This is a genomic window from uncultured Piscinibacter sp., assembly GCF_937952055.1.
Classification (GTDB): domain Bacteria; phylum Pseudomonadota; class Gammaproteobacteria; order Burkholderiales; family Burkholderiaceae_C; genus Piscinibacter.
In genome coordinates, this window is sequence record NZ_CALFYO010000019.1 from 24,577 (window position 1) to 35,458 (window position 10,882).

General features: G+C 69.1%; 11 protein-coding genes, 1 pseudogene and 1 riboswitch. Of the genes and pseudogenes, 6 read left to right on the top strand and 6 right to left on the bottom strand.

Features of this window, described 5'->3' with window-relative positions; all coding sequences use genetic code 11:
• The first annotated feature begins 12 nt into the window (after positions 1 to 12).
• Positions 13 to 579 (top strand): 5-formyltetrahydrofolate cyclo-ligase, encoded by a 567-nt coding sequence (locus tag Q0599_RS07570; protein WP_298827894.1) that lies wholly within the window; start codon positions 13 to 15, stop codon positions 577 to 579.
• Here the strand turns inward: Q0599_RS07570 and Q0599_RS07575 are convergent.
• Entirely contained in the window at positions 557 to 1,543 is a 987-nt protein-coding gene (locus Q0599_RS07575; protein WP_298827897.1) for a LysR substrate-binding domain-containing protein, read from the bottom strand. The genes Q0599_RS07570 and Q0599_RS07575 overlap by 23 nt on opposite strands.
• 91 nt (positions 1,544 to 1,634) lie before the next feature.
• Between Q0599_RS07575 and Q0599_RS26150 the strand changes: the two are divergent.
• Positions 1,635 to 1,817, top strand: a pseudogene (locus tag Q0599_RS26150) (DUF2917 domain-containing protein); the annotation flags it as partial.
• Positions 1,818 to 1,879: 62 nt separating this feature from the next.
• Here Q0599_RS26150 and Q0599_RS07580 read toward each other — a convergent pair.
• Positions 1,880 to 2,260, bottom strand: a complete 381-nt coding sequence (locus tag Q0599_RS07580; RefSeq protein WP_298827900.1) for a TfoX/Sxy family protein — start codon at positions 2,258 to 2,260, stop codon at positions 1,880 to 1,882.
• Between the two features lie 47 nt (positions 2,261 to 2,307).
• On the opposite strand from Q0599_RS07580, the gene Q0599_RS07585 reads away from it, so the two are divergent.
• Positions 2,308 to 2,889 carry a 5-formyltetrahydrofolate cyclo-ligase gene (locus Q0599_RS07585; protein WP_298827902.1) on the top strand — a complete coding sequence of 194 codons (582 nt, stop codon included), beginning with the start codon at positions 2,308 to 2,310 and terminating at the stop codon, positions 2,887 to 2,889.
• A gap of 111 nt (positions 2,890 to 3,000) precedes the next feature.
• Here the strand turns inward: Q0599_RS07585 and Q0599_RS07590 are convergent, their stop codons facing one another.
• The 4 genes from Q0599_RS07590 to ahcY form a co-directional block, all read right to left on the bottom strand.
• Entirely contained in the window at positions 3,001 to 3,606 is a 606-nt protein-coding gene (locus Q0599_RS07590) for an OmpW family outer membrane protein (RefSeq protein ID WP_298827904.1), read from the bottom strand.
• A gap of 140 nt (positions 3,607 to 3,746) precedes the next feature.
• Positions 3,747 to 4,595, bottom strand: a complete 849-nt coding sequence (gene metF / locus Q0599_RS07595; RefSeq protein WP_298827906.1) for a methylenetetrahydrofolate reductase [NAD(P)H] — start codon at positions 4,593 to 4,595, stop codon at positions 3,747 to 3,749.
• Positions 4,588 to 5,361 (bottom strand): TlyA family RNA methyltransferase, encoded by a 774-nt coding sequence (locus Q0599_RS07600; RefSeq protein WP_298827909.1) that lies wholly within the window; start codon positions 5,359 to 5,361, stop codon positions 4,588 to 4,590. The genes metF and Q0599_RS07600 overlap by 8 nt, the downstream gene beginning before the upstream one ends.
• Positions 5,362 to 5,380: 19 nt before the next feature.
• The gene (ahcY, locus tag Q0599_RS07605; protein WP_298827912.1) at positions 5,381 to 6,814 is read right to left on the bottom strand and encodes an adenosylhomocysteinase; all 1,434 of its coding nucleotides are present in this window, start codon (positions 6,812 to 6,814) and stop codon (positions 5,381 to 5,383) included.
• A 78-nt stretch (positions 6,815 to 6,892) separates the two neighbouring features.
• A riboswitch (S-adenosyl-L-homocysteine riboswitch) is annotated at positions 6,893 to 6,968 on the bottom strand.
• A gap of 86 nt (positions 6,969 to 7,054) precedes the next feature.
• Between ahcY and Q0599_RS07610 the strand changes: the two genes are divergently transcribed.
• The 3 genes from Q0599_RS07610 to Q0599_RS07620 are packed head-to-tail and all read left to right on the top strand — an operon-like array spanning position 7,055 to position 10,859.
• Complete coding sequence (locus tag Q0599_RS07610) at positions 7,055 to 7,825, top strand: glucose 1-dehydrogenase (RefSeq protein WP_298827915.1); 771 nt, start codon at positions 7,055 to 7,057, stop codon at positions 7,823 to 7,825.
• Between the two features lie 2 nt (positions 7,826 to 7,827).
• Entirely contained in the window at positions 7,828 to 8,739 is a 912-nt protein-coding gene (locus Q0599_RS07615; RefSeq protein ID WP_298827918.1) for a DMT family transporter, read from the top strand.
• Positions 8,740 to 8,798: 59 nt separating this feature from the next.
• Positions 8,799 to 10,859: a spermidine synthase gene (locus Q0599_RS07620; protein WP_298827920.1), complete on the top strand. Its 2,061-nt coding sequence runs from the start codon at positions 8,799 to 8,801 to the stop codon at positions 10,857 to 10,859.
• Positions 10,860 to 10,882 lie beyond the last annotated feature (23 nt).

Below are 10,882 nucleotides of genomic sequence, written 5' to 3' on the forward strand. Positions count from 1 at the left end.
TTCCCGTTCTTCTTGGTCGAGATCCCATCCTCGCGCGCCGATCTGCGCACGAAGCTGCGTGCCCAGCGCCAGCAGTTTGCCTTGTCGTCCGGCTACGCCGACGCGCAGGCCGCCCTGGCGCGCCACTTGACGCAAGTCATCACTCAGCTGGAGCCCGAGTGTCTGGGCCTGTATGCCTCGATACGATCCGAATTTAACGCAGTGGTTGCACTCGGCGCCGACTCCTATTGCGACAAGTTGCCATGGGCATTGCCGTACTGCCTGCGCGAGCACCGCGAGATGCACTACCGGCAGTGGGATCGCCGGGCGGCGATGGTGCCGGACGAGTGCGGCATCGCCAGTGCGGCCGGCCCCGTCGTGGTGCCCGACGTCGTGCTGGTGCCCTGCGTGGGATTCGCCGCCGGCCACTATCGCCTCGGCTATGGCGGCGGCTATTTCGATCGATTCCTCGCCGCCCACCCGCATGTCACCGCCGTGGGTGTGGCCTGGGCATTCAGCGAACTCGGCGCCGAGGACTTCGTGCCGCAGCCGCACGACATCCCGCTGTCGCTGATCGTCACCGAGCAGGGCGTGGCGTAGCCTCGGCGGCGGCCTCACCGATGGCGGCGCGCGTCAGCGCTGCCTGGGCTTCCACCCACTCGCAGAACTGCCGCACCTCGGCCCGCGCGCGGCTCGCCGCCGAAGCGATCAGCCAGTAGCAGTAGGGGCTGGTGGTGCGGCCGGCCATGCCGAAGGGCTCGAGCAGTTCGCCGCGCGCCAGCGCCTCGTAGACCAGGGCCACGCGCGCCAGCGCCACGCCCTGGCCGGCCAGTGCCGCCTGCACCTGCTGGTAGGTGAAGTTGAGGTACAGCCAGCGGCGCGGCTGCAGCGCAGCTTCGCCGTGCTGGGCGAGCCAGTGCCGCCAGCTCAGGTACTCGGTGCTCGCCTTGTTGTCGTCTTCCTCGGCGAGCGTGTGCTGGGCGAGGTCGGCCGGACGCGCCAGCGGCGGTGCCCGGCCGGTTTCGATCTGCGCCATCAGCGACCGGCTGACTACCGGCGTGAGCGTCTCGCCGAACAGGCGCAGCGCGCCGGCCGGCGCCTGCGCCGGGCTGCAGTAGCGCAGCGCGAGGTCGAGCTCGGGGTCGTCGAGGTCGGCCAGCGAGTCGTGCGCCGAGACGCGAATATCGATGTCCGGGTGGTCGCGCTGGAAGGCCTCGATGCGCGGCAGCAGCCACAGCGATGCGAACGAGGCGAAGGTGGTCACGCTGACGCGCTGGCGGCTGTGCTTCTCGCGGATCTGCCGTACGCCGGCGTCGAGGCGAGCGAGCCAGGGCTCGACGGTGCGCAACAGGATCTGCGCGTCCTGCGTTGTCTCGACGTGGCGTGTGCCGCGCACGAACAGCGCCGCCCCGAGTTCCTCCTCCAGGGCCTTGATCTGGCGGCTGATCGCCGACTGGGTGACGAACAACTCGTCGGCGGCATCGCTGAAGCTGGACAGCCGAGCCACCGCCTCGAAGGCACGCAAGTAGCTCAGCGAGAGGGGGCGGCGCCGCGGCGTATTCATATCAAACGCGCATCAATCGTGGATCGCGAAGTCATTGGAGTTTCCCTGCAGAAACGACGAATATCGTACCGTGACGAGAAGGAGATTGATGATGAATGCGCAAAAGGATGCAGTTCTTTTCCTGACCCCGGGCGAGGCCCGCCGAGTGGGCTTGGGCGCGGGCGAACTGACCGTGCTGCGCGGCCGCGTGTGGCTGACCGGTTCCTGCGGCGACCCCGACCGGGTGCTGTCGCCCGGCGAGACTCTGCCGCTGGCCGACGCGCAGGATGTGGTGGTCGAGTCCTGGAACCGGGGCGAGGGTGCCTCGCTGCGTTGGCGGGCCCGGCCGTCGCTGCTTCAGCGGCTGCCCCTGCGAGGCTTCGCCGGCGCCTTCTTCGCCGCCTTGGCGGCCCTGCCGCGCAGCGCCGCCTCGAGCGCCAATCGCGCCCACGGCTGCATGAAGGCGGGCGACTCCATCGCGTCCTCGGGCGCGCTGAAGTAAGCCATCGTCACCGGCTTGCCCTGCCCTTCGTAGACGAAGGGCTGACAGCCGGCGGCCTCGAAGCGCCCGCGTGTCTGCATGTCGGCCTTGAGGTAGAGGCGGCCGAAGGCGATCAGCGCGATGAAGATGTCGTCGACGTACAGGCCATGGCCGCCGAACATGCGCCTCGCACGCGCATGGCCCATGGGCGCGAGCAGTTCGAGGCAGTGCGCCACGAGTTCACGGTCGGCGGCCATGCGGCAGTCTTGCACAATCGCGCTTCCGCCGGCTTCCCCCTCGCGCCATGCTGCCCACCGAACGAGATGCCCTGCGCAAGCGACTGGTCGCCGCCCGCCAGGCCCTGCCCGACCGGCTCGAGCGTGCGGTGGCGCTGCAGAGCGTTCTACGCGTCTGGCTGGTGGGCCGGCCGGAACGCACGATCGGCGCCTACTGGCCGATCAAGGGTGAGTTCGATCCCCTGCCGGCGCTGTACCGCTGGACCGAAGGCGCACCGGAGGGCGTGGCGCGGCGCATCGGCCTGCCGGTGAAGGACCGCGAGACCGGCTCGCTGCGCTTCCACGTGTGGTATCCCGGTTGCCCGATGGAACTGGATGCCTACGACATCCCCAAGCCGAAGGACACGGAGGAATTCGTGCCCGAACTCCTCGTCGTGCCTTGTCTCGGGTTCGGGCCGGGCGGGGTGCGCCTCGGCTACGGGGGCGGCTTCTTCGACCGCACGCTGCGCTCGATCCGGCCCCGTCCGGTCACGGTCGGGGTCAGCTACTCGCACGGCTTCCTGCCGCTGCTGCTGCCCACCGAGCAGGACTTCGTGCTCGACGCCATGCTCACCGAGGATGGCGTCAGCTGGAGCAAGCCGCTGGTGTGAATCGTCGGCCCCTCGGCCGTCGAGACGCCGGCCGATCCCCCCCGGGGAGTGGCCGACCGGCCCGGGAGCGGCACGGCGCTCGGCCGCTCCTGCGCTGCCACCGTGGTTGACTCAGAAGCGGAAGCCGACGCCCACGCCGACCAGCAGCGGATCGACCTTGAAGTCGCCGATGTCCGTGCCGCCGACGCTGACCGTCGTCTTGATCTGCACCTTCTTCACGTCGACGTTGAAGTAGATGTTCTTCTGGATCTCGTAGTCGAAGCCGGCGCCCACGGCGAGGCCGACGCTGTTCTTGTCGATCTCCACGCCGGCGGGCAGGTCGATGCTGGAGAAGCGCGTGTAGTTCAGACCGGCGCCGACGTAGGGCTTGAAAGCGCCCATGTCGGTGAAGTGGTACTGCGCCGAGAGTGTCGGCGGAAGGTGCTTCAACGAGCCGATCTCGGTGTCGCCGGCCTTCACCGTGTGCTTCTGCGGGTAGGTGAGCACCAACTCGGCCGCCAGGTTCGGCGTGAAGAAATAGGAGACATCGACTTCCGGGAACACTTTGTTGTTCACGGTCAGGTCGAGGCCGGTGCCATCCTTGTTCGCGCTGTCGAGGCTGAGCGCGTGCACGCGCACCATCCACGGGGTGCTCTGCGCCTGGGCAAGCATGGGAAGCGCGAAGCCGCCGGCAACGGCGAGAGCGAGGGCGGCGCGTTGGAAGGTCTTGCGGTTCATGGTGATTTCCTGTCGAAGCGAGGTGATTTCCTCGACAGGAATTTCACTACTGCCAGAAGGGTTATTTGTTGCGGCGCATCAATCTCTTCCGGCGCCTGTGCCGTCGGCGCAACGCTGCCGCGAACGCATCCTGAGGCGGCTCAATCGGGCCGCGCCAGCCTTCTGCAGATCTCGAGCGGGAGCGCCGACTGGTTGAGCGTGTAGAAGTGGATGCCGGGCGCGCCGCCGTCGATGAGGCGCTCGCACAAACGCGTGATCACGTCCAGGCCAAAGGCGCGGATCGATGCGGCATCGTCCATGAAGCCTTCCATCTTCAGCGCCACCCAGCGCGGGATCTCGATGCCGTCGCGCGCGGCGAACTGCGCGATGCGCGCGTAATTGTGGAAGGGCATGATGCCCGGCACGATCGGCACCGTCACGCCCAGGGAGCGCACCTCGTCGACGAAGTGGAAGTAGGCGTCCGGGTTGAAGAAGAACTGCGTGATGGCCGAGTCCGCACCGGCCTGCACCTTGTCGGCGAAGTGCTGCAGGTCGCGCATCGCATAGCGCTGCTGCGGGTGGTACTCGGGATAGGCTGCCACCTCGATGTGCCAGTGGTCGGGCTCGGTCTCGCGGATGAAAGACACCAGTTCGCTGGCGAAGCGGAACTCGCCGGCGGTGGCAGTGCCGCTGGGCAGGTCGCCGCGCAGCGCGACGAGCCGGTGGATGCCGCGCTCGCGAAACGTGGCGAGGATCTGGGCGATGCCCTCGCGGGTCGAGCCCACGCAGGACAGGTGGGCCGCCGCCTCGAAGCCCATCGCCGCGATCTCGCCGACCGTGGCCAGGGTCTTCTCGCGCGTGGAGCCGCCGGCACCGTAGGTCACGCTGAAGAACTCAGGTTTCGTCGCCGCGAGTTCCTGCACCACTGTGCGCAGCTTATCGCTGCCCACCAGCGTGTTGGGCGGGAAGAACTCGAAGCTCACCGGAACGGACAGTCGGATCTCATCCATGGTCGGTCTCCTGGGCGCCGCCACCTCGGTGCGCCCGCACAAAGAACTCTCGGTTGCCATCGCCGCCGGCGACGGCGCTCTCGAACCAGTCGGTCACTTCCAGGCCACTGCCGGCGCAGGCCTGGCGGATGCGCGCCTCGACGCGCGCATAGGCGGCTTCGTCGCGCACGATGCCGCCCTTGCCGATGTCGGCCGGCTGCAACTCGAACTGCGGCTTCACCAGCATCAGCAACTCGCTGCCGCCGGAATCGAGCAGCGGCGCGAGCACCGGCAGCACCAGCGCCAGCGAGATGAACGACAGGTCGCCGACGATCAGGCCGTAGCATGTCTCGGGCAGCCCGGCCGCGTCCAGATGGCGCGCATTGACGCCCTCCAGCGCCACCACGCGCGCATCGCCGCGCAGCCGCGGGTGCAGCTGGCCGTGGCCGACGTCGATGCCGACCACCCGCTTCGCGCCGCGCTGCAGCAGCACGTCGGTGAAGCCACCGGTGCTCTGGCCGACGTCGAGGCAGGTGCGGCCGGTGACATCGATGCCGGTGTGCGTCAGCGCACCCTCCAGCTTCAGTCCGCCGCGCGACACCCAGCGCAGCTCGGCATCGTCGGTGAGCTGAAGCTCGCAGTCCGCTGGCAGCTCGTCGCCGGCTTTGCGCGGCACCGCCCAGCCGGCGGGCCCGAGCCAGCGCACCGCGCCCTGCGCGATCAGCCGCTGTGCGGCCGAGCGCGAAGGGGCCAGACCGCGCTGCACCAGCAGCTGGTCGGCGCGCATGGGCTTGACCCGCTCGCGATCAGTACCTGTAGCTGTCGGCCTTGTACGGACCCTGCTTGGGCACCCCGATGTACTCGGCCTGCTCGTCGGTCAGCTCGGTCAGCATCGCCCCGACCTTCTTCAGGTGCAGGCGCGCCACCTTCTCGTCCAGGTGCTTGGGCAGCACGTAGACCTTGCCCTGCTCGTAGTAGTCGCTGTGCGTGAACAGCTCGATCTGCGCGATCGTCTGGTTCGCGAACGACGACGACATCACGAAGCTCGGGTGGCCGGTCGCGCAACCCAGGTTCACCAGCCGGCCCTTGGCCAGCAGGATGATCTTCTTGCCGTCCGGGAAGATCACGTGGTCGACCTGCGGCTTGATCTCGTCCCATTGGCACTGGGCCAGCGAGGCGACGTCGATCTCGTTGTCGAAGTGGCCGATGTTGCAGACGATGGCCTCGTCCTTCATCGCCGCCATGTGCTCGTAGCGGATGACGTTCTTGTTGCCAGTGGCCGAGACGAAGATGTCGGCCTTGTCGGCGGCGTACTCCATCGTCACGACCTTGTAGCCTTCCATCGCCGCCTGCAGCGCATTGATCGGGTCGATTTCGGTGACCCACACCTGCGCCGACAGCGCGCGCAGCGCCTGCGCCGAGCCCTTGCCCACATCGCCATAGCCGGCCACGCAGGCGACCTTGCCGGCGACCATCACGTCGGTGGCGCGCTTGATCGAGTCGACCAGCGACTCGCGGCAGCCGTACAGGTTGTCGAACTTGCTCTTCGTGACGCTGTCGTTCACGTTGATGGCACGGAACATCAGCGTGCCCTTGGCCGACATTTCCTTCAGACGGTGCACGCCGGTCGTCGTCTCCTCCGTGACGCCGATGATCTGCGCGCTCTTGCGCGAGTACCAGCTCGGGTCCTGCGCCAGCTTGGCCTTGATCGCAGCAAACAGGCAGGTCTCTTCCTCGCTGCCCGGGTTGGCCAGCACGGAGGCATCCTTCTCGGCGCGCTTGCCCAGGTGCATCAGCAGCGTGGCGTCGCCGCCGTCGTCGAGGATCATGTTCGGGCCTTCACCATCGGTGCCCTTCGCGCCGAACTCGAAGATGCGGTGCGTGTAGTCCCAGTAGTCGGTCAGCGTTTCGCCCTTGTAGGCGAACACCGGCGTGCCGGTGGCCACCAGCGCGGCGGCGGCGTGGTCCTGCGTGCTGAAGATGTTGCACGAGGCCCAGCGCACCTGCGCGCCCAGCGCCTGCAGCGTCTCCACCAGCACGGCGGTCTGGATGGTCATGTGCAGAGAGCCGGTGATGCGCGCGCCCTTGAGCGGCTGGCTGGCGGCGAACTCCTGGCGGATCGCCATCAGGCCGGGCATCTCGGTCTCGGCGATCTTGATTTCCTTGCGGCCCCAGTCGGCGAGCGACAGGTCGGCGACGGCGTACTGGTCGTTGTGCAGCGGTTTGAGAACAGCGTTCATGTGAGGCTCCAGAATTGATGGAACCCGCACCGGGACACGTCAGGGGACTTGTGCAATCTCACCCACGAGGTCTGGTCGTGCGGGTGAGCGCCGTTGCAATCGAAGTTTCCGAGCCTGGGGCCTGAGTGCAGGCCTTGCAACGCTCCTCGGAACGGGACGAATTCTAGCAGCGCGCGCCGCGCGTGTGGGCGCCGGGGATGCGAGACTGGCAACCCTCGCATGCAAGGCCCACCGACACCCATGAACGTTCTCGACAGCTTCCGCCTCGACGGCCGGCTCGCGCTGGTCACCGGTTCCTCGGCCGGCATCGGCCTGGCGCTCGCCCGCGGCCTGGCCCAGGCCGGCGCGAGGGTGGTGCTCAACGGCCGCGACCCGGCCCGGCTCGCGCAGGCCGAGGCGCAGTTTCGCGGCGAGGGCCTTGCCGTCGCGTCGCGCGGCTTCGACGTCACCGACCGCGCCGAGGTCGATGCCGCGGTGGACGGCATCGAGCGCGAACTGGGCGCGATCGACATCCTCGTCAACAACGCCGGCATCCAGCGCCGCGCACCGTTCATCGACTTCACGCCTGCCGACTGGGACGAGCTGATGCGCACCAACCTCGACGCGGCGTTCCACGTCGGCCAAGCGGTGGCACGGCGCATGGTGCCGCGCGCTCGCGGCCGCATCATCAACATCTGCTCGGTGATGAGCGAGCTCGGACGCCCCGGCATCGTGCCCTACACCGCCAGCAAGGGCGCCGTGAAGATGCTCACCAAGGGCATGGCGGTCGACCTGGGCCCGCTGGGCATCACCGTCAACGGCATCGGCCCGGGCTACTTCAAGACCGAGCTGAACCGCAAGCTCATCGACGACCCGGACTTCAGCGGCTGGCTGGTCGGCCGCACGCCCGCGCGGCGCTGGGGCGAGGTCGAGGAGCTCGCCGGCGCTGCGGTGTTCCTCGCCAGCGAGGCGGGGCGCTTCGTCAACGGCCACATCCTCTACGTGGATGGCGGCCTGACGGCCAGCGTCTGATCATGGCGGGCGACTCCAGGCCGGCGGCGCTGTCCAGCGCCGCCTTCGCCACGCTGCTGCTGATCGCGCTGTTGATGGGCGCGAACCATGTCGCCGCGCGCGTCGCCTTCAACCACGGCGTGGACGTGGCCACCGCCGTGGTGTTCCGCAGCGCCGTCACGGCGCTCGTGGTGGGCGCCTTGCTGCTCGCGCAGCGCGTGCCGCTGCGGCTCACGGCTGCACACCGCCGCGCACTGCCGGCCATCGGCGTGCTCATCGCGGTGCAGAGCCTGTGCCTGTACTCGTCGGTGGCGCGCCTGCCGGTGGCGCTGGCGCTGCTGGCCTTCAACACCTATCCGTTGTGGACGGCGCTGTGGGCACGGGTGCTGTATCGGCATCGCCCGGAGCGCCGTGTATTGATGGCCATGCCCGTGATGCTGGCCGGCCTGGCGCTCGCACTCGACGTGTTCGGCGCCGCATCGGGCCTCGGCGCGGCCGGGCAGTGGAGCCGCATCGGTGCCGGCGTGACCTTCGCACTCGCCGCCGCGGCGACCTTCGGTCTGGCATTGGTGTTCACGCAGCACGAGGCGGGCGACCTCGACGGGCGGGTGCGCACCGCCGCCACGATGGGTCAGGTGGCCCTGCTGGCACTGCTCGGCGTGGCGGTGCAGGGCGGTTTCCACCTGCCGACTGCCAGCGCGGGCTGGTGGGGCCTCGCCGGCCTGACGCTGCTGTACGGCACGGGCTTCACCATCATGTTCACCGTGCTGCCGCGCCTGGGCGTGGTCGGCAACTCGGCGATCATGAACGTCGAGCCCATCTTCGCGCTGGTGCTCGCCTGGGTCATCCTCGGCCAGGCGATCGCGCCGTCGCAGGTGGCGGGCGGTCTGATCGTCGTCGCCACGGTGATCTGGCTGGGACGGCGACGGCGCTAGGCGACGCGGCACGCGACTCGCCACAGGACGCATCGCCCGCTTGACAAGACCTCCTGAGCATGACGACGTCAGCCGTACGAGCCCTGTTCGCCGGGACCATCTTCACCAGCGCGTTCCTGCTGTTCCTCGTTCAGCCGCTGATCGCCAAGCAGATCCTGCCCTGGTTCGGAGGATCGGCGGCGGTGTGGTCGATCTGCATGGTGTTCTTCCAGTGCCTGCTGCTGGCAGGCTACGCGTACTCGGACGGCCTGGTGCGCCGAGTGGCCTCGGCAACCCAGACACGTGTGCATGCCGGATTGCTGCTGCTCAGCCTGGCCACGCTGCCCATCGTGGCGTCCGCGCGCTGGAAGCCCGCGGGCGACGAGGAGCCCACGTTGTGGATCCTGGGCCTGCTGCTGGCGACCGTGGGACTGCCTTATTTCCTGCTCTGCACCACGGGGCCGCTGCTGCAGTCCTGGCTGTCGGGCACCACGCTGGCCGCCGGCCTCGGTCGGCAGGTGTACCGCTACTTTTCGCTGTCCAACCTGGCCTCGCTGGTCTCGCTGCTGTGCTACCCGGTGCTCATCGAACCGTACTTCGCGCTCTTGCCGCAGGCCTGGGGCTGGTCGGCGGGCTACGCGGCCTTCGTGCTGCTCGGCTGCGGCGTCGCCTGGCAAGTGGCAAGGGCGACGGCGCCGCGGGCCGCGCCTGTAGCGGCGCAGTCCGAAGGGCCGGAATCCGCCGAGAGATCCCCTGGCCCGGCCCGCCAGGCACTCTGGCTGATCCTGCCGGCGTTGGGCTCCTGGCTGCTGCTGGCGGTGACCAACCACCTGACGCAGAACGTTGCCGCCATTCCGTTCCTGTGGGTCCTCCCGCTGGTGGTGTACCTGTTCACGTTCGTGCTGTGCTTCGAGAGCGACCGCTGGTACCGGCGGCGAGTCTGGCTGCCCCTGGCCGCCGTCGCGCTGCTGCTGTGTGCCTGGGGACTGCAGGACAGCATCGGCTCGCGCCTGCAGACGGCGCTGCCGCTGTATGGCGGCGGCCTGTTCGTGCTGTGCATGGCCTTGCATGGCGAGATGGCGCGCGATCGTCCGGGCCCGCGCTGGCTGACGCGCTTCTACCTGATGCTGGCCTGCGGCGGCGCGTTGGGCGGCATCGCCGTCGGCCTCGTCGCGCCGCGGGTGCTTCCGGCCTATTACGAACTCGGCATCGGGCTGGTGCTCACCGCGCTGGCCGGCGCGGCGGTGATGTGGTCTCGCCGCATGGCCCGCGCCGCGGCCCTCGTGCTCGCGCTCGCCTGCGCGACGAGCCTGGGCGTGCAGGTGTGGGAGGACGCGTCGGATGCCCGCGTGCTCCAGCGCAACTTCTACGGCACGCTGAGCACCTTGGACACGCACCGCGACGACCCGGCGGACAACGTGCGGCAGATGTACCACGGCTCGGTCAAGCACGGCGAGCAGTACCTCGCCCCGGCACGGCGCCGCGAGCCGACCACCTACTACGGCGCCACGGCCGGCATCGGCCGCGCGCTGCAGGCGGCCATGGCGAGTGCGCCGGGCCGGCCGCTGCGCGTCGGGCTCGTCGGACTGGGGGCGGGTACCCTGGCGGTCTACGGCCGGCCGGGCGACGTCTATCGCGTCTACGAGATCAATCCGCAGGTGTTCGACGTCGCCGACCGCGAGTTCAGCTTCCTGCGCGACAGCGCCGCCTCGATCGAACGCGTGCTCGGCGACGCCCGCCTGGCGCTGGAGAGCGAGCCGCCGCAGCGCTTCGACGTGCTGGCCGTGGACGCGTTCTCGGGAGACTCGGTGCCGATCCACCTGATCACGACGCAGGCGCTGGTGGTCTACGAACGGCACCTCGCGTCCGGCGGGCTGATCGCCTTCCACGTCACCAACCGCTTCCTCAACCTGCCGCCCGTCGTGCAGCGGACCGCGCAAGCCCTCGGGCTGCAGGCGCAGCTGATCCACGACGAGGCCGAGGATTCCGACTTGCGCCGTACCGACTGGGTGCTCGTCGCGCGTGATCGCGCGGCGCTCGACCGGCCTGGCCTGCGCGACGCCGGCTCGGCGTTTCCCGAGGCGCCCGGCCTGCGGGCGTGGACCGACGACTTCAACAACCTGTTCAGCGTCCTGAAGTAGTCCCCGGCTCTCGCCGGACCGGG

Excerpts from the sequence above, each read along its gene's own strand:
- Q0599_RS07575 (WP_298827897.1), bottom strand. The coding sequence starts at position 1,543 with ATGAATACGCCGCGGCGCCGCCCCCTCTCGCTGAGCTACTTGCGTGCC.
- Q0599_RS07580 (WP_298827900.1), bottom strand. The coding sequence starts at position 2,260 with ATGGCCGCCGACCGTGAACTCGTGGCGCACTGCCTCGAACTGCTCGCG.
- Q0599_RS07585 (WP_298827902.1), top strand. The coding sequence starts at position 2,308 with ATGCTGCCCACCGAACGAGATGCCCTGCGCAAGCGACTGGTCGCCGCC.
- Q0599_RS07590 (WP_298827904.1), bottom strand. The coding sequence starts at position 3,606 with ATGAACCGCAAGACCTTCCAACGCGCCGCCCTCGCTCTCGCCGTTGCC.
- metF (WP_298827906.1), bottom strand. The coding sequence starts at position 4,595 with ATGGATGAGATCCGACTGTCCGTTCCGGTGAGCTTCGAGTTCTTCCCG.
- Q0599_RS07600 (WP_298827909.1), bottom strand. The coding sequence starts at position 5,361 with ATGCGCGCCGACCAGCTGCTGGTGCAGCGCGGTCTGGCCCCTTCGCGC.
- ahcY (WP_298827912.1), bottom strand. The coding sequence starts at position 6,814 with ATGAACGCTGTTCTCAAACCGCTGCACAACGACCAGTACGCCGTCGCC.
- Q0599_RS07610 (WP_298827915.1), top strand. The coding sequence starts at position 7,055 with ATGAACGTTCTCGACAGCTTCCGCCTCGACGGCCGGCTCGCGCTGGTC.
- Q0599_RS07615 (WP_298827918.1), top strand. The coding sequence starts at position 7,828 with ATGGCGGGCGACTCCAGGCCGGCGGCGCTGTCCAGCGCCGCCTTCGCC.
- Q0599_RS07620 (WP_298827920.1), top strand. The coding sequence starts at position 8,799 with ATGACGACGTCAGCCGTACGAGCCCTGTTCGCCGGGACCATCTTCACC.